A 25,035-nucleotide genomic window follows, 5' to 3' on the forward strand; every position below is an offset into this window, starting at 1 on the left:
CCGAGGCTTAGCTGCTTTTTCATAGCCCTTAAATCTAAGCTGAGGCACCTGCCCATTGATGAGTAATTTTAGATCCTTTTTATAAGGAAACAAATGCTCTCCCAACAACTTTGCCGTTTGCTGACCACGAGCATAAATATTGGGTCCGATATCTAAGGATTTGCCCTGCCAAATAGCATTAATTGATGCTGTCTTAGGATCAATCGCATAAGAAATCTGATCCTTATGATTCACGACGATGGCCCCCGCAGGAAGCTCCGCAATACGCTTGCGACTTATAAGGTAGGAATCATTGGCTTTAACGATCAGGGAACTCGTCTTGGATTTTTGATAGGACTGCGCTGCAAGGGGGATATGCGTCTTGCCATAGAGATCTAAAAGCAAAGTTCCATCTCTGAAATCTTTGATGTAAAAAACCTCCAGATGATGATTCCCTGCAGTCAACTCCACTGCACCTTGAAAGCGCCCTCCTTTCATTAGCGACAAATCAACTTTTTTCCCATCCACAAAGAGTTCAAAGCCCCTCTTCTGACGGATAACTCCGCGCACCTGATAATTACCCACCAAATCTTTGGGGATGAGAAGCTCCCCTTCAAACTTCATGGCAAATTGATCCACTTCCGGTAGAGTCAAGCTAATGGTGGGTGGAAGAGATTGTCCTTGCTTATCAGCTCTTTTTCCCTTCCAGTCGATACCTGAATCCATGGTCACATTATGGTAAATCTTATACTCCATAGAGCGTACTCCCTCCTGGCGGGAAAGAACATAATTTGCGAGATCCGCAATTTGCTGCTCATTGTACAGCGCTCCGAAAGCCACCATGCCTTTTTCTGGAAAGCCCTTTTTTATCGAAGATATTATTTGTTCTCTACTAGCTCCATGAAGCCATTCAAAATCTTTGAGGTTCGGCCCCGCAGCACCTTCTAGCTTCTTGCCATGACAAGCAAAACACACTGTGTCGTATAAGGCTTTGCCTCGAGTTATAGATTCTCCACCATGAAGCCCTATTGCTAGTGCTATAACAATGATAAAGAACGACTGTTTCTTCATAGAGATATTCATAAAGTCCTAAGTTTTCTTATAGAAGTTATGAAAATTTAAAACCTTAACATGGCTGGGACAATTACATTAGTAGAATTTGCATACTTGATATGCCAAGCTGGTGCTTGGCGATCCCACAGAAATATTACCGAAGAGGCCTTACAACTTTTTTATGCCAGGAAACAGCTTTCTGTACCAGTGCTATTTCCGAATTTTTTGACATCAATTCCCATTCCCCGGAGTGTACTTAGCCATACATTAGAGAGAGGAGTGATTTTGTTTTCAGGAAGGCAATAATGACCGCGCTTCATTCGTCTAAAAGCACCGCCAGCCATAATGTACGGGAAATGTCGAACAGAATGTCCTGTGCTCAAATTCGTACCGTAGACGATGAGTGAATTATCAAAGAGGCTACGATCATTGGAATCTTTTATTTCTTTGAATTTTGTCAGCGCGTAACTGAGTAAATCCATATTCACTTTGTCTCGTTGAATTGATTTTGCTGTGAGCTCTTGTGAAGCATTATAGTGACTGATCTGGTGAATGTGATTGTCGATCTCTAAACTATTTAAAACCGCTTGGTTCGGCAGAGTAAAAGAGGCTACGTTGGTTTGACCAGTTTGGAACGCGAGCGCAATCATATCGTAAACTATTTTGATATCTTTGATACCATCCATTTTACCATTTTTGTTGGAATCTTCTTCAAATAAATTACTACTGTACTCAAAGGGTGCCTTAGGTTTGGCAATATCAATCCACTGAATTTCCTTGGCAATTTCTTGCTCAATTTGACGAATAGCGGTAAAATATTCCTCTAACTTATCCTTGTCGGATTTAGCAATCTGCTTTGAAAATGAGTGCGTATTGATTTTAATGGCGTCAAGCACACTACGCTTCTCTTTTATGCGTTGCATGACCTGAGCTTTACTCTCATTCCCGCCGAATAATTTATGATATAAATCCGACGACTTTTTAATCCCAGGAATTGGGTCGCCTGTAAAAGCCCAAGACAAGCCATAGCGCCCATGACCATCCTGATAAAGCCCGGAATTGACTACTAAGTTACTATATCGAGCGTTTCTGCTTAAATAAGTTCCAGCAAGGACATCGCAGGAAACCGATCCTCCAGCTCTCAGAAAGCCGTCACTGCCAGCGTGAGTACCATTCCAGCCAATATTATTTAATTTACCCACCATACATATATCATTAATGTGTGGTGTGAGTGGCATCATACTCGGAGTTAATCCATTCTCGGCAAAGCTACCCTCTTGTTCAGGATAGAAATCTTTATTGGTAAAACCATAACCTTGGCCGATAAAAAGCATTTTTTTTGATGAATCAACTTTTCCTTTTGTGACCGCCTCAAGGCTTGGCAATGCTAAACATGCTGTTGAGGAAAGGATAAAAGATCGACGTGATAAATTTGATTTAAGTACACTCATATATTTACCTACTTTGTTCTAAAAATTTTGGAATTAATAACTTCAGCAATCATAGCTTTCATGGGATAATTTTTACGCTTCAAACGGCTGAGGATCATATTGATTTCTCGTTGATCTATAAACTCAATTCTTCTACCGATTCCATAGGAAAGCATGTTCTCGAATATCGAGCGCGCAAGATGGTCTTTTTCTTTTAACAAAGCCTGTTTAAAACCTTTTAGATCTTCAAAAGACGAACGATCATTTATGTAACCCTCTTCAATGAGTTCAGCCGTTTTTACAACTTTCAATTTGCGCCCAGATTTTTGCAAAATTTTAACTTCATCTCGATGTTTAGCTAGGTAATCAAAACTTTCTAAACCATAACCAAGGGGGTCTATCTTTTCATGACAGGATTTACATTGGGCCACCTCCTTATGCATATCTACGAGTTCGCGCACAGTTCGTGGCGTACCATCATCTTTTGTGTCTAACTGCGGGACATTTGGCGGAGGTGGTGGTGCGGGATCGTGGAGAAACTTACTTCTAATCACTGTACCCCGTATAGTGGGGGATGTTCTAGGCCCTGAAGTCCCCATCATGAGGAATGCGGCTTGTGTTAAGATTCCACCTCGCTCACTACCTTGGGGTAATTCAACGGGTGTAAAACCTTGAAAGCTACCCGCTATTCCGTAGTAATCGGCCATCGTCTGGTCGACGACAGCATATTTTGAATCAATTAAGTTATCGACTGCTAAATTTTTATTGATTAAAAAATTGAAAAACTTAAGGGGCTCTTCACGAACTGATTCACTAAACTGACCTTTGAGTTCATTGGGCATAGCGACTATATCCAAGCGATCGAGTTCTAGCCATTGCTTAAAGAAATCATTCATTGCTAATTCACTTTTAGGAGAAGCTAACATTCGCTCCACTTCTTTACTAAGACCCAAATTCGAGCGTAAGCCACCTGATTTCGCCGTTTTCAACAGTTCTTTATCTGCAGGCGCACCCCATAAGAAATAAGACATACGAGTCGCAAGCTCTTCTTGACTGAGGGGCTTTCTTTGCCCCATGTTGTATTCCTTTATATACAAAAATGAAGGAGAGGTCAAAATGCTTGCTAATGGTGGCACAATTGCCTCCTTAAAGGACTTACCATTTTCTATATGATTTTCATAAACTTCCATCAAAGAATTCAAAAATGGCGATTCAACTTCCACACCTCTAAAAGCAAGGCTAGCAAAATCTTTTAAAGCGTCTTTCACATCTCCAGATGAAACTGAACGCGCATGAACGAATTCTCCAAAACTCTCTTCAAAAGGCGAATCTTCCGTTTCGAGAGGCTTCAATTCAATATAGTCTACGTAGCCCCCCTTTGGAGTATCCATTCTAAAGCCAATTTTATCTTGGAGTAAGCTAGCCGTAAATTCAAAAGAAGTTTTAAGTCTTTCTTCACCAGTATTAAAATGAACATCAGCTACATAATTATTGTGAATACCGCTTTCAAATTTAAGCGGAATCGATTGCTCTATATTCCCAAATGAATAAATATTAATTCTATACCTGTAACCTGGCGTTACGCCAGTCTGAAAGAGTACTCTACCACTCGCTGCATGCTTGTGATTATCATCTAAAATATAATAGATATCCCGTGGTACGGTGATACGCCCAACTTTTCCGGGGAAGATCTTCATAGTTCTCTTTTTAATTTCTGCATGAGTCATGCCGCGGTAATCTTCGATATCCACACCCTTGCTCTTGACACGATTGGCTAAACTATTATTGAGCACCTCTGGATCCACTCGTTGAACTTTATCATAACGGCCCTTCCGTTCCAAACCTTTGATTGCGTATTTCGCAACTTCTAAACCCGCATTGTAGTACATAAAGTAATGATTAGAAGTGAAAAACTGTTCCTTACCTATTGTGTCTAAACCCTCAGGAATATCAGTTGGCAGAGCAGCTGTATCTAAGTCCGCATGAAAAAGATTCTGTATGCTTCCACTATATTCGCGACGGTTAAGGTGACGCATAGTTATAACCCCACCAGTTGCTGAAAGTTTTTCACGAGCGACCTGCAATCGATCCGTGATAAGCCCAATAACTTCACTCAATTCTTGTTCATTGGCTTGCTTGACATCTTCAGGCGGCATCTCTCCAGTATTGAGAACATCGAGAATATCCTGCCAGTGATAAATTGAATCATGTGTCGAAAGGGCAAAATCTACGTGATCAAAACGGAAGTCTCCCTTTTGTTTTTTATCATCGTGACACCTAAAGCAGTACTTCTTAGAAAAATTGTAAATGGCATCTTTTTGCAGCACTGAGAGAGGAAGGCGTTGATGCGACACATTAATTACTTTTGCGCTCTTCGCAACTCCAGTATCGCTTGATGACAATTCAATATCCAACTCGTCAACTTGAGGCGCATAAGACACTAATTCAGGACTTTTAATGACTTCTGGGCTCACTGAAGATAGTTCTTGTTTTTGCTCCATTTCAACTTTTTCAGTTACTTCTTTTTCAAGCTTATTTGAAGGAGTATTTGATACTACTACTGACGGGATTTTCGACTCATCAATTTCGCTCGAAAGAGCGACACGTTCATCCTGCTGCCCGCTGAAACTTTTAACTCCCTCTGAAATGGCTGGCCCATAAAAATACCCTATGACGACAAAAGTCCCTAATAAAGTAAGATTGCGTATACTTTTATTACGTTTTTGTTTTTTTCTCTTTTCTCTAAGTCTACTTCTAATTTCAGCAGCCTTACCATCTGTTTTTTCTCTGGCTTTCTTTCCAAATTGAGGCGTAGTCGCTTTTCTTTCTCCCTCCGCTTCTTGTGCGCCAATCACAAGTGTATTGAGTGAGACGACCTTTTGAAATTCCGCTAGATCTTTAACTAGCTCTTTTTCAGAGTTTGTGTTCTGAAAAAGTAAGTCTTCCAAAGCGGGCTCTTGATAGACAATTTTTTTCGCAGTATCTAACTCAACTTTAAACTCAATGCTGTGAGCTAATTTAACGACATCCCCACTCTTTAAATTCGCCTGACCATCTACCTTAGCTCCATTGACTTGCACTCCATTAGTGCTGCCCTCATCCTCAATGACCCAGTGGCCATCAATATCTAAAATAAGCGCATGCTTTCCGGAGATACCCGGAACATCCAAGCGAATCACATTGCCTTTATCACTACCAAGTGTAATTCGCGCTTCCTCACTTTCGCAAACCTGACCTTTCAGCCCTTCATTTAAAAATGTTATTTTCAACTTTTGCCTCACCAGAATTCATTTAGAGCCACCTGCGGCCATTTTCATATAGGATAGAAGTCAAAACTCAGTCAAACTTTAACAGTAAAAATCAAATGAAATGATTTTTATTTGTATTAAAGAAGTCTTCATTCGCTTAGTTTAACACTGAATAGAATATGATTTGGCTGAAACTTAACCTCTCTCTGTTATGATTAAGAAGCTTTTCGTCATTATATAAAAAGATCTTAACAAAGTCCCTCTTTTTAGAGCTAAAACATAAGCATAAGGCCCCTTGATGAAGTATTTCATATTCTTTGCCTCATTTATTACTATCCATATACAAAGCGCCACAGAGAAACCTAACTTTCTTTTCATCTTAATTGATGATCTAGGTAGACAAGACCTCAACTGTTATGGAAGTAAATTTTACGAAACGCCTCACATTAATCAATTGGCTGAAGAAGGCACCCTCTTTACTGATGCTTATTCGGCCAGCCCCGTATGTTCCCCTACACGTGCAAGTATTCAAACAGGTAAATATCCCTCGCGTATCAATTTCACACGTGCCACTCCAACACATAATTTGCCCTACGAAGAAACAACTCTTGCCGAAGCTCTCCAAGCATTTGGATATAAAACCGCCCATATGGGCAAATGGCATATGCGTCTTTACAAAGAAAAAGGTCATAAGCACTTACCTACTGAACATGGTTTTGATATCAATATTGGCGGTCATTCAGCGGGTCAACCCGCTTCATTTTTCTACCCATACAAAGCCAAACATGATAAGTATAGAAAAAATGATGTTCCTCACATGGAAGATGGCAAAAAAGGAGATTACCTCACCGATGCCCTCACTGATAAAGCTATCAATTTTATGAAGGATAATCAAGATCAACCTTTCTACCTCAACCTATGTTACTACACCGTTCATACGCCAGTGACAGGCAAAAAAGATAAAGTTAAGAAGTATGAAGAAAAACTCAAAAAGATCAGTGCTAATCAGCAATCTAGCTCAACTCAAGACTATGTAACCTTTGCAAGAGATAAACAAGACAACGCCGAATATGCCGCCATGGTGGAAAGCATGGATGAAAATATAGGACGCCTTAATAAATTTCTAAAACAATCTGGACTCGATAAAAATACCGTTGTGATTTTCACTTCAGATAATGGTGGCTTATCAACGAACAAAAATCCAAAGGCTGGTCCCACATCGAGCTTTCCTCTTCGCGGTGGGAAAGCCTGGGTCTATGAAGGAGGAATTAGGGTTCCACTTATTATCAAATGGCCTGAATCGACTCAAGCTGGATCAGAAATCTCCAGCCCAGTTATAAGTACTGATTTTTACCCTACAATATTATCAATGGCAGACCTAGCACTCAAACCCAAACAACACCTAGATGGTCTTGATTTAACAGCCCTACTTAAAGCTGAAACTCAAAACCTGAATCGAGAAGAGCTACACTTTCATTTCCCACATGATCATAATGTCAATGGTATGGGCGCCTCTTCTGCAGTTCGTGTAGGTCACTACAAACTCGTAGAACGTTTTTCAAATGGAAAACTCGAACTCTTTAACCTCAAAAATGATCCCGGCGAAACAAATAACCTCTCAGCTGAGTACCCTGAACTCACCAAAGAACTTCATAAGAAGATGCAAAAATGGAGGATAGAAACACAATCGATGATTGCCAAAAGCAAAGAAAACTAAAGCAAGGGTAGCCCAATAATAAGCAAGCGAAAAACTATATCGTCTCATAAATATAAGGGGGCTAAAACAAGTAGTTGGTCAAATCCCTGTAGATCAATACATATTTTAAAAGCTCGTGCACTTACCTCACTTTAAAATATGAAACTTACAGATCGTTATAAGTATACTTCATTAGTTATTTCATTATACCTTCACTAAAAGTATAATATTCCTACTACCACAGCTTGCGGTCGAGGGTGCGGTACTGGATTGCTTCGGCAATGTGTTGGGCTTGGATAGTTTCGCTAGCTTCCAGGTCGGCGATGGTTCGCGAGACTCGCAAAATACGGTCGTAGGCACGCGCTGAAAGGTCGAGACTATTGATCGCTTGTTCTAACAAGGCTCGGCTTCCTGAATCCAGTTCGCAGAGTTCTTGAAGTTCTTTAGCATTGAGGCTTGCATTTGTGCGGCTCTCGCCAAAGCGTTGGTACTGCAGTGCCCTCGCCTTTTCAACGCGCTCTCGGATAGATTCCGAGCTCTCGCCATTGGCTTTATTCATCAATTCCTGCTGACTCAGCGGGTTCACTTCCAAATGTAAATCAATACGATCCAAGAGCGGTCCCGAGATCTTATTTCGGTACCTTTGTATCTGCGTGGAGGTGCACCGGCACTCGTGGCTATGACTTCCAAAAAAGCCACAAGGGCATGGATTCATAGCAGCAAGTAAGGTGAAATCAGCGGGAAAACGACAGGAACCACTCGCTCGAGAGATCTCCACATCACCCGATTCCATGGGCTGACGAAGTACTTCTAGGGTGCTGCGTTTGTACTCGGGTAACTCATCTAAGAAAAGTACACCATGATGGGCTAAACTGACTTCTCCCGGCCGTGGATTAGATGAACCTCCCAGTAGCCCAGGTTCTGAAATGGTATGATGCGGTGAGCGGTAAGGTCTTTCGGTTATTAAGGCCTGCCCTGCTTCGAGAGTACCAGCAATTGAGTGAATTTGTGTAACTTTCAATGCTTCTTCCAAACTTAGTTTGGGTAGTATGGTCGAAAAAGAACGTGCCATGAGAGTTTTACCACAACCTGGGGGACCTATCATAATAAGATTATGGCTACCACATGCGGCAATTTCAAGACCACGTCGTAGAGCCGCTTGTCCTTTGATATGTGCAAAATCCACTGCCGAACGATGCACACGATGATTAAACAAGGACTCTAAATCAGTATGTGCAGGTAGAAGATTGATTTCGCCCAAGAGGTTTTTGTAGACTTCGAGTAAATTATTAACGGGAATCACTTTCACTCCCTCGGCAATCGCTGCTTCTTGAGCATTATCGCGTGCAATATAAATTTCTTTGTATCCGAGTTCTCGTGCGTAAAGCGCCATGGCAAGGGCTCCTTTTACAGAGCGTATTTGTCCATCTAAACCCAACTCACCAATAAAAACTGTTTGCTGTAATCGCCCACTAGAAAGTGCTTCATCACAGCTTGCAATAAGCGCTATGGCAATTGGCAGATCTAAAGCTGATCCTGATTTTTTAATCCCTGCAGGTGCTAAGGAAATGGTCGTCGACCCCATGGGGAAATGAAAGCCGGAAGCATTGATAGCCGAACGCACACGTTCACGACTTTCGCGTACAGTTGTATCTGGTACTCCCACAATAGTGAGAAAATTATCACTTCCTGCCGCGTCGTTTGTACTGACTTCGACTTCAACTAAAAAGGGTTCAATGCCATTTAAGGCGATTGACCAAGCTTTGGCTAATTTCATTCCATACTCCTCTGAACTAATATAGAAGAATATAGCTTATCAAAGTGAGTAATTACTAGTTTTTAAGTGAGTTCTTTCATGACTAATTGCAGATCCGACCAAGCTTCTTTCTTTTTAACTTTACCATACACATTTTCTGAGCGCATCAAAAATGCGGGTGAATAACTAGGCATAATTTTGACTCCATCCCAATTGATCCATTTCCCACGGCACTGATTAATACTCTCGTACTCAGAAATAGCTCTAATGATACTTGGGCTACAAACAACACAGGCTTGGGGTTTAATCAGCTTCATTTGCTGTAAAATAGCCGCAGATTGCTCTTTTAATTCACTTGAGCGTGGGCATCGGTGGATATTGGCAATGTAAACATCTTTCATATCGAGTTTCATCGCCGATAAAATTTTCTTAAAAAAGTCACCTGTGGGTCCTGCAAAAGGGTCTTGTAAATCACCCTTGATTAAGGAAGCATCTAAGACAAACATGACTTTAGCTTGATTAGTTTCCGCAGGATCATTAAAGGACAAGAGGCATTTTTTACAAGATAAAGCTTTTGAACGTAAGTCATCAAGGGGAAGGGAACTGAGATCTATTTTCTCTTCAATTGCTACTTCGACTTGTGTTTCTTCAGCTTCTTTGTTAATGCCCAATTTTCTAATAGGCACCTCATTAGGAGCTTTTAATTCAAGTTTCTCCTGTAAGACAGGTGGTACACTATGTGTTTTTACATTGGTCTTTGCTTTTACTTCTGCAGTAGCTTCCTCACATGGAAGCTCTTCATCTGATAATTTTTCGCAGTTGGGGAAAGTGAGTGGTACTTCTGCTTGAAAATAAAAGAAATCGTTGAGTTGCTCATGAGATAAGTCAAAGTTTTTATCACCTGAACGACTTTCATTTTTCAGGGCTTCTTCAAGTGCTTCGATGATTTTCATAGCACTCCATGAGCCGTGATAGACTTTCTCTATCATCGTCATTTTTATCTTTTTTGTTACCCATAAAATAAGCCATAAGGAGAACAACTATGACTATTAAAACGATAAACACTGTTGCCAAAGGAAAGCATTTTGGCTCGACATCATCATCTTCAGTAAAATCACTTATTTGTTCTTGATTCAATTCTTCTTGGTCTTCTTCAAGTGGAGTGACTGAACTGGGAGGGTGTAAGTTGCGTTCCGAAGCAAGTAAACTCAAATCAATTTCTGCTGTTTTTTTCGGCACCAAAGTATCGCTTGGACTCGGTGCAAATTCTTTCAAAATTTCTTTACTCGGATTGAGGTCGACGCGCTCTAGATCGCTAATCAAATCATCGATTTGAGGGCGATGCTCAGGATGTTTTTCAAGCATAGAGAGGATTAAGCGATCGAGGCTTTCTGGAATTCTATTATTAAAACTTCTGAGGGACTCTGGTTTTAAATTCTTATGAGCTTCCAATTGAGCATTGGCACTCTCCTCTTTATAAAATGGTGGGTGTGATGCAAAGAGTTCGTAAATAACACAGCCCAGTGAATAAAGGTCGGATTTAGCCGACACTTTGCGCTCTGTAATAACTTCTGGTGCGACGTACTGAGTATTATTAACCGGATTAAAGCCCAGATCTTTTTTAGAAAGTTCAAAAGCTGCTGGCCAGGACATTTCTACATCATAGAAAGCAACTTGATCTTGTACATAGGAAATTGTACTGGGTTTAATATTTGAGGCAATCAAATCGTTCTTCGCAAGATCATCATAGGCTCTGAGGAGTTGAAGACTGATGCCTAGGCATTGATCCAAAGTTAGTGACTGCTTTTGCCTGTGCCCCTTGAGGCTCGTTTTCATGAATTCATACTCGACACAAAATTGATCCTCATATTCAAATGAATTTTGGATTTTAACTAAATGGTCGGATGAAAGCGAAGTTTGTTTTTGGACGCTCAACTTTAAGGCTTGTTGGGCATGAAGTGAGTCACTTATTAAGTTGTTAAAAACTCGCAAACGACAGAGTTTCCCCTCTTTATTTAGAGCATTATAAGTATCTGAAAATTCATCGTTAGCTTTGATGACTTGCAGTATATATGTGCTAAAAGCTTTGGGGACAGTAAAGGTGTAATGACACGAAGAGCAGGATTGTTTAGTTAGAGCTTTGTTGTAATCGAAAAACATCCTGGTTTCACAAGATGGACACGCGGCTTTAATCTGCTCTGTACTCATAGACTTCCTTTATTAAATTAATGCTAGTAACGCTGCTCCTAAAACACCTGCTGAATCACCGAGTTGGTGACAGTAGACTTTGGGTCTTGCTACAGGACTATATGTATGGCGTCGCAACTCTTCTTCAAGATCTTCGTAAACAACACTCTGTAAAGATACACCACCACCTAAGACAAAATAGTCGGGGTCTAGGATATTTGTTAAATTACCTAAATATTTTGCCAAACGTTTTTTGTATTGTTTAATAATGGCTTGTGCCATGGGCTCTTGTTGTTCAGCCATTTCGAAAATTTTACGCGCATCAGGTCTTTCAGCAATTTGCGAATACATCCTAGATGAATAAGCCGCTTCAATAGCCGTTCCCGATAAGTATTGCTCTGCACAGCCCTCTAAACCACAGTGACAAGGTAAGCCACCGTCGAGTTCTATGGACATGTGACCCACTTCAAATGCTGAACCAGAAGCACCGGTAATAAGCTGACCATTAATAACACAACCGCCACCTAAGCCAGTTCCGAGAATAAGGCCGAGACCATTTTGTTTTTTCACGGGCTTTCCAGCTTCTTTAGCATAAGTTATACCTGCACCAGCGAGAACTTCTGCAAGAGCAAAGCAATTTGCATCGTTACTCACTTCAACTGGAATAGGCAGTTTGAGAAGGATCTGAAGATCATTCTCTAAATTTTTATCAAGGAAAATACGCGTATTACCGTTGGACATGGCTTTTTTCTTCGGATCAACCGAACCTGGTAAGCCAATGCCAATACCTTTGATTTCGTCTAAGCCAATCGTGAGTTCTTTAGATAGGTCTTTAATGAGGTTAGATATATTTTCAATGACAATCTGGTAACCCCGACTTCTCTCGGTGGGGATACGACGTGAGCCTCTATTTCGTAAGAATAGAATCTCGCCGCCTACCTGAATTTCTTGCCAGTGATCGCTATCTTGTGTTTCTTTTACGACTTCAAAAAAAGCGGCTTCAACTTTTGTTCCGCCAATATCTAATCCACAAATAATCATGTTTAACTCTACCCTAAATTGATACTCTAAAAAATTTTACTTTTCACCGCGACTTAATTCATCGCCTCTATCTTTTGCTGCTTGAAAGCCTTGGTGAAGTACTTCTCTTAAATTGTTTTGCTTGAAGTTTTCTAAGGCCGCATAAGTTGTACCGTTAGGCGAAGTCACTGCATTGCGTAATTCCTCGGGAGTTCCCAACTTATCGCTCAACATCTGTGCTGAACCCAAAAATGTTTGTATGCTAAATGCTAAGGCCACTTCATCTGAGAGACCATTAGCTTTTGCGGATTGCGCCAAGGCATCGATCATTTCAAAAACATAGGCGGGACCGCTACCACTTAAAGCCGTGATTGTATTGATGTCATCTTCAGCTACTTTCGCCAAAATACCTGAGCATTCGAAGTACTGAGTCAACAAGGCAAGGTCACTTTCACCGACACCGCTTGCAGAACAATAGGCCACAGCTCCTTTTGATACACAGAGAGGCGTATTTGGCATCGTTCTTGTGACTTTATCAGTCCCCAACCATTGCTCTAAGTTATCGAGTGTAATACCGGCGCAAATTGATACAAAGTATTGATCTTTGACCATAGGCTGCAAAGAACGACAAATTTGTTCTGCTACTTGAGGTTTGAAGGCGAGAACGACCATGCGCGAATTCATTGCTTCGGCGTTATCATCACTTACGGGTATATTGGTCAGATCACGAAAGTCGAAGCGACTCTGATCCGGTGCTGTCCCAATAATTTCTTCGCTCGTTAATACACCGTTGAGGCATATACCTTTCGCAATAGCACTGGCCATCTTGCCAGTACCAATAAATGATAACTCTTTCATAGACTCTACTTAGTTAAGCAGACTTTCACGCTGCATTCTTTCTCTTAGCTTCTTCAAAGCTTGGTTTTGAATCTGACGAACACGCTCACGCGTTCTGCCAATCGCTTGACTTACTTCTTCTAAGGTCTTAGGACGACCCGATAGTAAGCCAAAACGCAATTCCAAAACGAGTTTTTCACGGTCAGTCAAATAGACTATGAATTTCATCATTGAATTGATCGATTCCGCTTCACCGATGATATCGGATGCTGTTTGAGAGGCTTTGTCAGCTACAATATCTTGAATCTCACCATCTTCACCATCTTGCAGTTTTGCTTGAAGTGAAATAGTGGAACCGCCGACTGTGCTAAGTCCAGAAACTGTTCTTTTTGAAAATTCTAGGTATGTCGCAATCTCTTGATCAGTAGGCTCACGCATGAGCTTTTCTTTTAATTCAATGCGAGCATTTCGAATCTTGTTTATTTTCCCTGCCGACTGGACAGGAATACGAATTGTACGGCTCTGATTAGCCAAACCACGGCGCATGGATTGTTTGATCCACCACGCTGCATAAGAAGAGAACTTTGCACCTTTAGCGGGGTCGAATTTTTCAACCGCACGCATCAATCCAATATTACCTTCTGAAATAAGGTCAGATAAGGGCAAGCCGAGTCCTTTGAAATCATGTGCAATCTTTACAACAAGACGAAGGTTGGATACGATTAGCTTTTCACGAGCTTTATCACTACCTAACTTAATGTCAGCAGCTAAATCGACCTCTTCTTCTTTTGTTACTAGTGAATAATCACTAATATTGTGCATATAATTACGAATGGCGTCGCTTTTTGAATCCATCTGCAATTTCCCGGATACTTAAATTTGTTAATGTTTACTTATAAAATAAAATAGCATATTTCTCCCCCACATTCTGTGTGGAAATAAGCGTGCTATAGTAACGGATGTTCAATATAATACAAGCCTGATTTTTAGAAAACAAGCCCCTACTTAAACTAAGTAAGATTATAAGTCTCTATTCTCCATCAAAGACCAGTGAAATTGCTCTGACGCGTGCTGATTGATACTTGATAGCTGAGTAAAGAGCTCCTTGGTTTTTGCCAACTCCGCAATTTTCGAATAAGACTCATATCGCAATTCAAATACCTTAGAAATTTTATGTACCACTTTCTCGAAGTCAGAACTCTTCATATTATTGGGTAGATCTTCCAATAAGTCGAGAGGCTTACCCATATCTGGGGTATTTTGAAACCAAGAATTCAGCACCACTTTAGGCGATGATTCTATGAAGCATTTCAAATAATTCGCAATATGCTTTTGTTGTCTTGCGCAAAAATGACTTATTGATTGTGTTTTAGGTTTTGTAAAAACATCCTCTAACTCTTCCATGATATCAGACATTTCGAGGTGGTCTCGGCGACATTGCCGAATAATTTCTTTAGTTTGTGCAAAAGACATAATTAACTCCTTGATTGGGTTTCACTATAGCTAATTTATGACACAAATGCAGAAAAATGAAATCATTTTTTAACTTATCTCACTCTTTGCTATTCCTTTGGGCTCACAAATGCAGTAAAATAAAATAAACAAGGGAGTCTTTCATGGACAAATTATTTAAAAATGTCGTCAATATTTTTAACCAAGCTTGTAAAAAAGCTGATATTAGCAAAACCATACACACAATCTTAAAACAACCCAAGAACGAAATCATCGTCAACTTCCCCGTGAGAATGGATTCTGGCGAAATGAAACTCTTCAAAGGTTATCGCATACAGCACAATAATATACTCGGCCCCTATAAAGGCGGCTTTCGCTACCATCCTCAAGTCAACTTAGATGAAGTTAAGGGCCTCGCCATGCTCATGACCCTCAAATGTTCTTTAGCAGGCCTCCCCTTCGGTGGTGCAAAAGGTGGCGTAAAGTTCAATCCAAAAGACTTTTCTATTAGTGAGATTGAAAAAATTACTCGTCGTTTTGTTCATGCACTTGGAGATAATATCGGACCTAATTTTGACATCCCCGCTCCTGATATGGGCACTGGCGCTCAAACAATGAATTGGATGATGGACACTTACCTCAATACATCAGGCTCACTTGACCGCCAATGCTTAAAGGGTGTCGTCACCGGTAAATCTGTGAAAGTTGGCGGAACGAAAGGACGCGCACAAGCCACAGGCTATGGCGTCGTCATGTGCATCGAAGAATGGGCCAAACAACACAATTATAAAATCAGTGATAAAACTTTCATTATCCAAGGCTTTGGTAATGTCGGATCCTGGGCCGCAAAGCGCCTAGATTCTCTTGGAGCGAAAGTTGTTGCCGTGAACGACTGCGCCGGCACCCTTTATATGAAGGAAGGAGTTCCAGTGCGCCAACTCACAGAATACATTGCCGAAAACGGTAGTATTGCAGGCTTCATGGGACAAGAACTCCTAAGCCGCGAGGAGTTCTTCTCTATGAAAGCTGACGTGATGATTCCCGCCGCACTCGAAAACCAAATCGGTGAAAAAGAAGCTCATGCAGCTCAGGTCGAGCTCATTGCGGAAGGCGCAAATGGCCCTATCACTAACAGAGCTGATGAAATTCTCGCCGAAAAAGACATTCAAGTTATTCCAGATGTTTTAGCGAACTCTGGCGGCGTAATTGTCTCTTATTTTGAATGGCTCCAGAACCGCTCTAACGATTACTGGCACGAACATCACGTCTTAGAGAAGCTCCAAGACAAAATCATTAAAGCCTATCATATTGTCCACGATCTAAGCATAGAGCTTGATGTAAGCAAACGCGAAGCAGCCTATATAAGAGCATTGAAAAATATTGATGAAGTCTACAATGAGCGCGGTATATTCCCTTAATTAAAAATGCGCTAACAGGTCTTCTATCTGCCTATATGTATGAAGACTTGAAAGAGTTAAACGTAAACGCGAACTCCCTTTAGGAACAGTTGGTGGCCTAATAGCCGGTATCAAAAAACCTTTTTCGAAGAGCTCTTTAGATTTATTTAAGGCCCCCTCTTCTGAGCCTATGAGTACGGCAATAATCGGTCCCTCTCCTTCAATTAATTGATAACTTTTTTGCTTTAAAGATTCGCGAAGGTACTTACACTTTTCCAATAAAGATCTTCGCTTAGCTTCATATTCCTCGCTTGCCATTAACTCAAGTGATTTTAAATTTGCCGCAATAACTCCAGGAGGCAAAGCCGTGGAAAAGATATAGGATCGACAGGTATTTAAAAAATAATCTTTCAAAGCCTTACTTATACAAGCATAAGCACCAAAACTCCCAAAAGCTTTAGAAAAAGTTCCGAGCAGCAAATCCACATCCTTTGCCCACCTACCCGTGGGACCACAACCATCTTCTCCGTAGACGCCAGCACCATGTGCGTCATCTAAATATAAAAATGCCTCATACTTTTTTGACAAGGACACCAAATCCGCAATAGGTGCCTCATCACCATCCATACTAAATACGGTTTCCGAAATAATAATTTTGTGCTCTACATCTTGGTAGCGTTCAAGGAGCTTTCCTAAAGAACTGATATCATTATGATGAAAACGCTGAAACTTGGCTCCCGACAAACGAATGCCATCAATGATTGAAGCGTGAACCAACTTATCAGCAAAAATCATGGTGTTTTTATCCGCCAAAGCCTGAATCAAACCGACATTTGCCTGAAAGCCACTATTAAAAACGATACTTTCATCCGCCCCTTTCCATTGAGCCACAGCTTTTTCTAGGTCATCATGCAAAGGCATTGTACCACAAACTAAACGCGAGGCAATTGATGAAACACCTAAACTTTGAGTCGCATGACTAGATGCTTCGACAACACGTTTATCTAAGTGCATACCTAAATAACTATTTGAAGAAAAGTTGATTAGGGTTTTGTTTTCAAAGCTGTACTCCACCCCCTGTGAATACTCATAAACCTTAGCTTGCCTAAACAAGTCTTTTTGCTTTACCTCTTGTATAAAGTCCTCATACTTCTGCTCATCATACATCCTTAAAAGCATCCAATATTTTTGGAGGTGTACTTGGATTAAAAGCTTTTGTTCTATGCTTTTTCCCTTGAGCGCTTTGCAGTGACTCTGAGTAGAGTGAATAATTCTTCAATTCTTGTAGCTTTTTCCCAAAGTGAATTCGGAAATCTTTGAGCTCATGTCCATTAAGCTCCTCCTTTATACGCTGTAATTTACCAAAGGGTGGAATTACTTCATTGGGCCACAAACGCAAATTTCGATGAACCAAACTTTTCCCATCCGTATAAGTCCGATTTATATTTAAAGAACTAATTATAGTCGTTGAGGTACGAGCCAAACTTGGAGCATTCTTCGTATAATCGACAAAATCGCAAAAGAGCGTCCAACTAGTAATTGAAAGACGTGTAGCATTATTATCTTGCGCTAAACCCATCTCAACTAAGCCAGCTAAAACAGGACGAATCCTCGTTTTCGGAATTTTTAAATTATTTGCCACTTCGCTCATCAACTCCTGTAAAGGCATACTGATATTCCCATCCGTATCTAAGCTGCCATAAACTGCCATTAACAAACGAACCTGCATAATAACTTCAAAGGTACAATCAGCTACAATCATGGGATGAGCCACATCATCCATTTGCCTAAGGCGCTTAAAAAGCGAACTCATCATTCCTTGAAACCAAGGTGGGAGTTTTTCCACTTGACGATGAAGACAATCATTAGAAATCTTAATGCACTTAGTTTTCATGGTCGCACTCACTGTTGCAGAGCGAGTTTTCTCTGTAATCAAGGCCATTTCACCAAAAACATCGCCTGGCCCTAAGTGCGTCAGAATATGTTTTTTACCATTAATTCTTTTGTAGACTTCAACCTCACCTTCCACAATTAAAAAAGCGTCATTACCCAAATCACCATGTTTAAGGATGATTTGCCCCTTTTTGAAATCAATTTTAGTTGAAATAATTTGACCAGACAGAAAACCATCAATAGCATTAGACAACTCTTCGACTGTTTGAAACCTATCTTCCTGCTTTGACGCCATGGCTTTTTCAATAATATCGCATAATTCAACAGGGATTTGTTTCTGCAAAGAAAAATCGGCTACAGGTTTTACTTTATTGAGCTCTGACCTCTCGATTGTATCAGTTAAACTGGATCCTTTAAAGGGCTGGCGATGAGTGAACAAATGATAGAGTGTCGCCCCAAGTAAAAAGATATCTGACAGCTCATCCACATCATCAATATCACCGCGAGCTTGCTCTGGCGACATATAACCCGGACTTCCCTTAATAATACCATCCATTGTCAAAGATGTATTTGTTGGATGATAAGGAGTCTCACCGTCTTCTTCATCGTACTCGCGATCTTCGTCTCCAAGATACTTCGCGAGCCCCCAGTCCATCAATAGCACCTCACCAAAGGAGCCTACCATGATATTTTCAGGCTTTATATCGCGGTGAACAACGCCATTGAAATGGGCGAAAGAGACTGCATCACAAACCTTTCGAAAAATAGTCAAAAGAGTAAACTGACTGTAAAAGCTTAAAAACTCTTCTTCTCCACTAGAAAGAAGCTTTATAACATCGGATAAAGAATCACCTTGGACGTATTTCATTGTGAAGAAAACTTTACCTTCCCCATCCACCCCCAAACTATGCACTGGCACTATATTTGGGTGCTCGAGTCTACCCGTAATCCTCGCCTCTTCAACAAACTGCAGGATGCGTTCATCATCCTTTGCAATTTTGTCGAGCATGACTTTATAGGCTATATCACGATTCAAAGGGATGTCGTATTTACGATGAACTTCACCCATTCCACCAACTTCTAAGAGTCCCCTGTCTTCTAGGTCCTTCCCCTTCTTTAAAGCCTGAATTTGCTTGACTAAATCTTTAGCTTCATGTTCCATTTGAAAACTACACCTATACCAAAATTAATCGTAGATTTGCACTCTACGTCATTAAAAATAGCAATAAAAGTTTATTTGAACTTAAAGTTCTTAAAAATTGAATAATTTTTGAGGAAACTTTAAACCATAATCGCCTTCATGCTCATTAAACTTAATCTGCATGTCGCCATAAGCATTTTTTAAATAGGCTTCTTTGGGCATAGAACGATTATTCTTTTTGGTAAAACCCTCGAATTGCAACAATCGATCAGGTTTATCAAAATCTAAACTCCCAGTCTTCCACATCACCTTCACTGGGCCTAAATATTTCTCCGAAATCCATACTTTAGCGTATTCATTCTCATCTGGATCTGCGAGAAGAAATACACGGCATTTAATTCTCGCTAGGCCCAAATGCTCAACATCATATTCTTTCATCAAGTCCCAGTACATAAAAGATAAACTAAAATCACCGGGGCGTAACTGTAATTTATCGTACAATTCCTTGTTTTTTGATTCAAGTTCTTTAGTCGAGTGGGCCTCACCAAAACTATAGGCGACCTTCATCACACTCTCTTCTAGCTTGGTCTTCACAACTAAGCTATCTTTACGCATGAGGGCAGTTAAAATAAAGGGGTAACGAGCTCTCTCCCCTTCTTTAGGTCGAGTATTGATATTGCCTTTCATTTTAAGCCACGATTCTCCAATTAAAGCTTTTCTTGCCAAGGCCACAAAACTCTCTGTGCTCATTTTTGATCGATCTTCTTGAGCCACGGCGCTTAGTGACATCACAAAACACAACAAACTAAATACTGTAATCTTCATCCTAAATCCTCTTAAATCTCTTTTTGGGCCCATTCACGCAATAGGTCACGTTTAATTTTTGCATTGTGACGAACATCCACGGGGAAATCTGCCTTAAATAAAAACTTATCTATCTTCAAATTAGGTAACTTTTGCTTTAATAAATCGACAAATTCCTGAATAGCAACTTTCTGACGATCTTGACTCTCGAGTAATTTTTCGCAATTAGGTTCAACAATCAAAGCCGCTTCTTTCTCATTAAGGGGAACCAAGGCACTGCGCTTAACATTTTTATGTAAATTGAGCACATTCTCAATCTTATCCGTACAGAGCAATTCTTGTTCTATCTCAACGCGTTCATTCTTACGTCCACAAAACCATAAGTAACCCTGTTCGTCGAAATAGCCTAAATCCCCCATCCTATGCCAGATCTTATCCCCATCATAAATTTTTGATTTCTTTGTCCCTTTAGAGTTATTGTAATACTCATGAGTCGTAATCGGCCCTGAGTTGACAATTTCCCCCACTTCACCAGGCTTCAAGACAATATCATTCGACCACTCTTCTACGGCATCATCACTTATTTTAATAATTTTTACATCATATTCACCTGACATGGGTTTCCCCACACAAGTCCCGTCGCCCGCTTCCGAGCGTTCCGCACTAAAACTCAAGACTTCTGAGCCCTTCATACTCGTCAGGGGCAATGATTCCGTGGCACCATAAGGAACATAAATTTCAGCACCCTCTTTCAAAATATTATTTAAATAGCGTCGATGTAAGTCTGGCTCAACGGAACATCCCGCCATCACTAAACAACGAACTGAATTTAATTTGTGATTATTCTCCTCACAATAATCGGCCATCACTTTCCAAAAGGCTGGTGACCCAAATGAGAAACTCACATCCTGCTCTTCCATGATTTGCAAAATCTTCTCAGGGTCGGCTGCCGCGGGTTTAGAAGTATCCATATCGGGGATCACCGTGGGCATCCCCATACAAACTGCGAACAGTGCAAACAGAGGGAAGACACTCATATCCATATCTGTCGTTGCCACTTCATACTGCTCTTTAATGATATCCAACTGGAAATTAAAGATCTTACAAGTGTAAACTACCCCTTTAGCGGGACCTGTACTTCCACTCGTAAAAAGCAAAGCAGCTACATCACTCTGTTCCATTTGGCAGGCGGGATAAAACTTCTCTTGAAAGCTAACTGACTTTAAGTTCTTAACCCCAATAATAGGACAGAAACCGAGGCTCCACTTAATCTTAACACCCTCGAAAGCTTTACAATTAAAAAGCTTAAACACAAACACTGCTGGCAAGCCCACAATCGCTTCGGCTTTGGCCTGCTCAACACAATTAAGCAAATGCTTTGGTCCCATTCCCGGATCAATAAAAACCGGTACAGCCCCCACTTTAAACAAGGCAAAAGTCAGCGCACACAAATCGGCTCCCGGTTTTACACCCAAGAGCACTCGACTGCCTTTCGTAATCCCCGATTCAGCGAAAGCTCGCGCATATTTAGAGCTCAACTCTTCTAACTGCAAAAACGTCAGGTGCTTATAAATTCCCCCTCCCGAGTTTTCATCACGTTTATGAAGTTCGATGACCGCACGCTTGTGTGCTTGCTGATCAACTTGTTCTTCTAAACGGCAAGCTATATTGGCATTGCTCATAAAAAAAATTCTTATTTATTCCCAAAGGCAGAAGAAATATGCTGTTTCCAACGTGGGTTTTTCGAACTGATATCTACGCTATAAAGCTCACCCGGCGAAGAGGCAATTTCTTTACCAGTCACAATCTTATTGAGTTTATTCGCAATCCAGTTTTCCAGTTTCAAGACTGTAATTTTCTTACGCAAACGACCTTGTTGGTCGCGGTTTAAAATGGCTGGAATTGTATTGGTTGTCACAATTTCATCAATTGAATGATCAGCTAATTTCTCACGGCTCTCCGCAGATGAATGGAAGTGAGTTACACAGAAGATGATTCTTCTTGGCTTATATTGCTTGAGAATACGACAACATTTCACAATTGTTGTACCCGTTCTTACCATATCATCAAAGACAATAACATCTTTACCCTCAATGTCTTCCATACCAATATCTGAATCTTCACTTGGCTCCATTTCAATGGCACGTTCGCCCGAACGAACTTTATCCATTTTCAAGATCGGCGGATTGAGGTGTGACATCTCATCTTTAATCATTTGAACAAAAGGTACCGCTCCTTTATCCGGCGCACAAAGGATCGTTTTTCCTGGGTCAACAATACCTGAACTCGCTAAGTAATGCGAGAATATATCGCAAGGTACATAGTTATGAAAATAACCATTCAGCTCTTTTTGGAACAAGTTTTGAGTTGAGAACGAGTGATTGTGAATCGTGAAAGCCTGATCCACACCCGCTAAAGATAAAAGCTGTGCATAGAGCAAAGCTGTAAAGGGTTGACCATCGAATTTTTTTCTTATTTCAGCGCTACGTTCTTCATTAAAAAACGAATGTTCGTGCCTAGGCCCACGATCCTGACAAGAGTAAAACAAATCAGGTTCCATCAAAATCACTTGTTCAGCACCATTGTCTTTTGCGGCTCTCGCAATGACGAGGTTTCTCATTGAGAGCGAATTTCTTGAGAAAGTTAAAGATTGAGTCGAGACAATAACAACCGTCTTCCCCTTTAGGTAATAGCCAATATCTTCAAAGGCCGTCTCATCATTGATGAAACGAGGACAGAATTCAGTATTCTGAAAATCTTTTAGTGCTATAACATCCGAAATATCAACTACTTGACCACAAAAGTGAGCCACATCAATTGCGAAAGGGTTGTCAGAAGTGTTACCGATGATAATCGTGTTTTTCATGATTTGTAGGCCTTGTTTAATAGATAATAAAATCCCGAAAAACTAAAGGTATATGAACTCTTTTCAAGACAGGCTTTTTTAAAGTCCTCTCTTTTTTAAATCTTTCGGTGGACAAAAAAAGCAACATTTAGTCGAGTTTTGAACTTAAACCTCTGTAGACATCACCAACTTGGGTGATAGATTAGCCCCCAATTATTAATCGTATTGAGTTTTGATATTTAGTGAATCTAATCAATTACATAGATCGCCAACGCGTCATTTTCCTAGAAGCGAATGAAATCAATTCAGCTCTCGAAGAAATGGTCGAGGCCTCTCGCGAAAAAGTCAATAACTCCGATAACTTCCTCCAAGCACTGATCAATAGAGAAGAACTCATGAGCACGGGTTTCGGCTTCGGAATTGCCTACCCACATGCCAAAACACCCGATATCGACGAGTTTTTTATCACAATTGGCATAAGTAAGGCCGGTATTGACTGGAAATCATTTGACCAAAAAGATGCTCAGCTTATCTTTATGATAGGCGGTCCTGATGGTCAACAAGATATTTACTTAAAACTCTTGGCTGGTTTATCAAGCTTTCTAAAAAATAGTCAACTTCATGATCAACTCACAAATTTTTGTGAAGATATTGACTCATTTTACCAATTTATAGTTAAAAATCTCAACTAGTAAAACATGAATCAAAAACGTCCTCCTAGCGCCAAAAAATTTATCCGCAAGCAAAAATCTGCTGACCCGGGTGAAGCCAAACGCGGCTTAAAAGTTAAAAAAAGTGGCAACCAATCTTCATCGGTTCGAGACACCAAAACGGGTGGACTCAAAATCAAAGGTGCCTCAAACAAGACTGGTTCACTCAAAATCAAAAAAGCTGGCCAGGATTCACAAATACCCGGAAGCCAAACGGGTGGACTTAAAATTAAGAGTGCCTCAAATCAAACCGGTTCACTCAAAATCAAAAAACCTGGTCAAGATTCTCAAATACCTGGAACAAAGACAACCGGCCTCAAAATCAAAAGCGCCTCAAATCAAACCAACGCGACTGGCTTATCCATTAAAAAAGGTAAGACAGCCTCTCACATCTTAAGACGTAAAAATAGCGGCAACGAAACCGCGACTCCAGATGGCTTAAACGTCAAACGCCCAGGTGGTAAAACGCAAGGTGTCGGCCTCAAAGTTTCTGGACGCAAAGCCAAAGATCAAATTAATAAAATCCAAGCGAACGTCCTGAATAATAACGCTGCCAACGACGCCCCCCCTGAAAATTTCAAGCTTAAATCCTCAGGCAACAACACACTTAACGAACAAGCTTTCCACGCACATACACCGAGCAACGGTCTATTTGGCAATATCAAAGCTGCCGTTAAAAAAGAGGAAACTCCCGCAAAACCATTAAAGAAAGCCGCTCCAGTTCTCGACCCACTGCTTTCAAGTCCTGATACGCTGACCGAAGCGAATACCGACGCTCCGCCTCCGCCTCCGCCTTTAGCTCCTGCAGTTGTTCCAGAAGCTAGCCCAGAACCAGTGGCCGCTCCTGTAGCACCTCCTGTGGCACCAAGCTCTACGGGTGATAACGAATATGCAGATACCCAAGGCATTCCATTTTGTCTCATTCCTGCAGGAAACTATGTCGTTGGTACTGATAACCGCCCTCATGAAGTCACTATCCCCTTTGGCATTAGCAAATTCCAAATCACCAAAGATCAATTCTTTCATTACCTCAATGAAACGGGCCAAAGCCTACCAGAAGAGGAAGTCGAAAAGATCAACACTGTTGCGCCTTACGCAACATGCCCCATCGTCAACATCAGTTGGAACGACGCCAAAAACTACTGCCGCTGGCTTCGTAAAGTCACTGGCGAGTACTACAACCTCCCCACTTCATACGAATGGGAAGCTGCGGCTCGTGGCACTTACGGTCTTCACTACCCTTGGGGCGAGCAATCTCCCACAATAGAAGTCGCTCTATTCAACGATGGTGTCAATGAACCTCTTTCTTGTTCTTCAGTAGATTACTATGCCAATAACTGCAGCCCTTACGGCGTTGTGGGCATGGTCGGCAACGCAATGGAATGGACCAACGACTCATTTGACGACGAGCGCGATCCACACATTCTAAAAGGCGGTTCTTGGAGATCTCCCATCGATTTCTGTAACACTCACTCAAGTGTGGTTTCTTACCCACCAAGCCGTAGAGAAGATTACTTCGGCTTCCGCGTCATCCACGTTCCTGCTGAGTACTTTAAAGATTACTATATTGCCAATATGACCTAAATC

At 40.9% G+C, this 25,035-nt stretch carries 19 protein-coding genes; 4 read left to right on the forward strand and 15 right to left on the reverse strand.

From position 1 onward, the window contains the following. From LNTAR_RS22605 to LNTAR_RS22615, 3 genes are all read right to left on the reverse strand, one after another. On the reverse strand, window positions 1-1,050 hold a 1,050-nt coding region (locus LNTAR_RS22605), incomplete at its 3' end, for a c-type cytochrome (RefSeq protein WP_007281099.1). A 161-nt stretch (window positions 1,051-1,211) separates the two neighbouring features. Next, window positions 1,212-2,483, reverse strand: a complete 1,272-nt coding sequence (locus tag LNTAR_RS22610; RefSeq protein WP_007281100.1) for a DUF1552 domain-containing protein — start codon at window positions 2,481-2,483, stop codon at window positions 1,212-1,214. An 8-nt stretch (window positions 2,484-2,491) separates the two neighbouring features. Continuing rightward, window positions 2,492-5,731: a DUF1592 domain-containing protein gene (locus LNTAR_RS22615; RefSeq protein WP_157473801.1), complete on the reverse strand. Its 3,240-nt coding sequence runs from the start codon at window positions 5,729-5,731 to the stop codon at window positions 2,492-2,494. A gap of 277 nt (window positions 5,732-6,008) precedes the next feature. Between LNTAR_RS22615 and LNTAR_RS22620 the strand changes: the two genes are divergently transcribed. Next, on the forward strand, window positions 6,009-7,427 hold the full coding sequence (locus LNTAR_RS22620) for a sulfatase (protein ID WP_007281102.1): 1,419 nt from the start codon (window positions 6,009-6,011) through the stop codon (window positions 7,425-7,427). Window positions 7,428-7,641: 214 nt separating this feature from the next. On the opposite strand, the gene LNTAR_RS22625 is transcribed toward LNTAR_RS22620, so the two are convergent. The 7 genes from LNTAR_RS22625 to LNTAR_RS22655 all read right to left on the reverse strand — a co-directional run bounded on the left by LNTAR_RS22625 (window position 7,642) and on the right by LNTAR_RS22655 (window position 14,679). After that, a complete protein-coding gene (locus tag LNTAR_RS22625) occupies window positions 7,642-9,183 on the reverse strand; it encodes a YifB family Mg chelatase-like AAA ATPase (protein WP_007281103.1) in 1,542 nt (513 codons plus the stop codon). A 62-nt stretch (window positions 9,184-9,245) separates the two neighbouring features. After that, the gene (locus LNTAR_RS22630) at window positions 9,246-10,115 is read right to left on the reverse strand and encodes a uracil-DNA glycosylase family protein (protein ID WP_007281104.1); all 870 of its coding nucleotides are present in this window, start codon (window positions 10,113-10,115) and stop codon (window positions 9,246-9,248) included. Further along, a complete protein-coding gene (locus LNTAR_RS22635; protein WP_007281105.1) occupies window positions 10,093-11,370 on the reverse strand; it encodes a protein kinase domain-containing protein in 1,278 nt (425 codons plus the stop codon). Before LNTAR_RS22635 ends, LNTAR_RS22630 begins: the two co-directional genes overlap by 23 nt. A 12-nt stretch (window positions 11,371-11,382) precedes the next feature. Further along, entirely contained in the window at window positions 11,383-12,390 is a 1,008-nt protein-coding gene (locus LNTAR_RS22640) for an ROK family protein (RefSeq protein ID WP_007281106.1), read from the reverse strand. 36 nt (window positions 12,391-12,426) lie between these two features. Further along, the gene (gene proC, locus LNTAR_RS22645) at window positions 12,427-13,227 is read right to left on the reverse strand and encodes a pyrroline-5-carboxylate reductase (protein WP_007281107.1); all 801 of its coding nucleotides are present in this window, start codon (window positions 13,225-13,227) and stop codon (window positions 12,427-12,429) included. Between the two features lie 9 nt (window positions 13,228-13,236). Continuing rightward, window positions 13,237-14,061, reverse strand: coding sequence for a sigma-70 family RNA polymerase sigma factor (locus tag LNTAR_RS22650; protein ID WP_007281108.1), 825 nt, complete (start codon window positions 14,059-14,061; stop codon window positions 13,237-13,239). A 165-nt stretch (window positions 14,062-14,226) separates the two neighbouring features. Beyond that, a complete protein-coding gene (locus LNTAR_RS22655) occupies window positions 14,227-14,679 on the reverse strand; it encodes a hypothetical protein (protein WP_007281109.1) in 453 nt (150 codons plus the stop codon). Window positions 14,680-14,822: 143 nt separating this feature from the next. On the opposite strand from LNTAR_RS22655, the gene LNTAR_RS22660 reads away from it, so the two are divergent. Beyond that, on the forward strand, window positions 14,823-16,076 hold the full coding sequence (locus LNTAR_RS22660; protein WP_007281110.1) for a Glu/Leu/Phe/Val family dehydrogenase: 1,254 nt from the start codon (window positions 14,823-14,825) through the stop codon (window positions 16,074-16,076). On the opposite strand, the gene LNTAR_RS22665 is transcribed toward LNTAR_RS22660, so the two are convergent. The 5 genes from LNTAR_RS22665 to LNTAR_RS22685 all read right to left on the reverse strand — a co-directional run bounded on the left by LNTAR_RS22665 (window position 16,077) and on the right by LNTAR_RS22685 (window position 22,759). Beyond that, entirely contained in the window at window positions 16,077-17,234 is a 1,158-nt protein-coding gene (locus tag LNTAR_RS22665) for an aminotransferase class I/II-fold pyridoxal phosphate-dependent enzyme (protein ID WP_083800125.1), read from the reverse strand. Then, window positions 17,215-19,110 carry a protein kinase domain-containing protein gene (locus LNTAR_RS26300; RefSeq protein ID WP_007281112.1) on the reverse strand — a complete coding sequence of 632 codons (1,896 nt, stop codon included), beginning with the start codon at window positions 19,108-19,110 and terminating at the stop codon, window positions 17,215-17,217. The genes LNTAR_RS22665 and LNTAR_RS26300 overlap by 20 nt, the downstream gene beginning before the upstream one ends. A gap of 90 nt (window positions 19,111-19,200) precedes the next feature. After that, complete coding sequence (locus tag LNTAR_RS22675; protein ID WP_157473803.1) at window positions 19,201-19,914, reverse strand: hypothetical protein; 714 nt, start codon at window positions 19,912-19,914, stop codon at window positions 19,201-19,203. Window positions 19,915-19,925: 11 nt separating this feature from the next. Next, complete coding sequence (locus LNTAR_RS22680) at window positions 19,926-21,575, reverse strand: fatty acid CoA ligase family protein (protein ID WP_007281114.1); 1,650 nt, start codon at window positions 21,573-21,575, stop codon at window positions 19,926-19,928. An 11-nt stretch (window positions 21,576-21,586) separates the two neighbouring features. After that, window positions 21,587-22,759, reverse strand: a complete 1,173-nt coding sequence (locus tag LNTAR_RS22685) for a phosphoribosyltransferase family protein (RefSeq protein ID WP_007281115.1) — start codon at window positions 22,757-22,759, stop codon at window positions 21,587-21,589. 221 nt (window positions 22,760-22,980) lie between these two features. Here LNTAR_RS22685 and LNTAR_RS22690 point away from each other — a divergent pair, with 221 nt between their 5' ends. Both LNTAR_RS22690 and LNTAR_RS26305 read left to right on the forward strand, forming a co-directional pair. Beyond that, window positions 22,981-23,430, forward strand: a complete 450-nt coding sequence (locus LNTAR_RS22690; RefSeq protein WP_007281116.1) for a PTS sugar transporter subunit IIA — start codon at window positions 22,981-22,983, stop codon at window positions 23,428-23,430. A gap of 6 nt (window positions 23,431-23,436) precedes the next feature. Then, entirely contained in the window at window positions 23,437-25,032 is a 1,596-nt protein-coding gene (locus tag LNTAR_RS26305; protein ID WP_007281117.1) for a formylglycine-generating enzyme family protein, read from the forward strand. Window positions 25,033-25,035: the final 3 nt, after the last annotated feature.

The sequence above is a fragment of the Lentisphaera araneosa HTCC2155 genome, from assembly GCF_000170755.1.
Taxonomy (GTDB): domain Bacteria; phylum Verrucomicrobiota; class Lentisphaeria; order Lentisphaerales; family Lentisphaeraceae; genus Lentisphaera; species Lentisphaera araneosa.

What these genes read in the sequence shown, in the direction of transcription:
- LNTAR_RS22620 (WP_007281102.1), top strand. Translation starts at nt 6,009, where the DNA reads ATGAAGTATTTCATATTCTTTGCCTCATTTATTACTATCCATATACAA.
- LNTAR_RS22655 (WP_007281109.1), bottom strand. Translation starts at nt 14,679, where the DNA reads ATGTCTTTTGCACAAACTAAAGAAATTATTCGGCAATGTCGCCGAGAC.
- LNTAR_RS22665 (WP_083800125.1), bottom strand. Translation starts at nt 17,234, where the DNA reads ATGCTTTTAAGGATGTATGATGAGCAGAAGTATGAGGACTTTATACAA.
- LNTAR_RS26300 (WP_007281112.1), bottom strand. Translation starts at nt 19,110, where the DNA reads ATGGAACATGAAGCTAAAGATTTAGTCAAGCAAATTCAGGCTTTAAAG.
- LNTAR_RS22680 (WP_007281114.1), bottom strand. Translation starts at nt 21,575, where the DNA reads ATGAGCAATGCCAATATAGCTTGCCGTTTAGAAGAACAAGTTGATCAG.
- proC (WP_007281107.1), bottom strand. Translation starts at nt 13,227, where the DNA reads ATGAAAGAGTTATCATTTATTGGTACTGGCAAGATGGCCAGTGCTATT.
- LNTAR_RS26305 (WP_007281117.1), top strand. Translation starts at nt 23,437, where the DNA reads ATGAATCAAAAACGTCCTCCTAGCGCCAAAAAATTTATCCGCAAGCAA.
- LNTAR_RS22635 (WP_007281105.1), bottom strand. Translation starts at nt 11,370, where the DNA reads ATGAGTACAGAGCAGATTAAAGCCGCGTGTCCATCTTGTGAAACCAGG.
- LNTAR_RS22650 (WP_007281108.1), bottom strand. Translation starts at nt 14,061, where the DNA reads ATGGATTCAAAAAGCGACGCCATTCGTAATTATATGCACAATATTAGT.
- LNTAR_RS22685 (WP_007281115.1), bottom strand. Translation starts at nt 22,759, where the DNA reads ATGAAAAACACGATTATCATCGGTAACACTTCTGACAACCCTTTCGCA.
- LNTAR_RS22675 (WP_157473803.1), bottom strand. Translation starts at nt 19,914, where the DNA reads ATGAAGATTACAGTATTTAGTTTGTTGTGTTTTGTGATGTCACTAAGC.
- LNTAR_RS22640 (WP_007281106.1), bottom strand. Translation starts at nt 12,390, where the DNA reads ATGATTATTTGTGGATTAGATATTGGCGGAACAAAAGTTGAAGCCGCT.
- LNTAR_RS22610 (WP_007281100.1), bottom strand. Translation starts at nt 2,483, where the DNA reads ATGAGTGTACTTAAATCAAATTTATCACGTCGATCTTTTATCCTTTCC.
- LNTAR_RS22625 (WP_007281103.1), bottom strand. Translation starts at nt 9,183, where the DNA reads ATGAAATTAGCCAAAGCTTGGTCAATCGCCTTAAATGGCATTGAACCC.
- LNTAR_RS22630 (WP_007281104.1), bottom strand. Translation starts at nt 10,115, where the DNA reads ATGAAAATCATCGAAGCACTTGAAGAAGCCCTGAAAAATGAAAGTCGT.
- LNTAR_RS22660 (WP_007281110.1), top strand. Translation starts at nt 14,823, where the DNA reads ATGGACAAATTATTTAAAAATGTCGTCAATATTTTTAACCAAGCTTGT.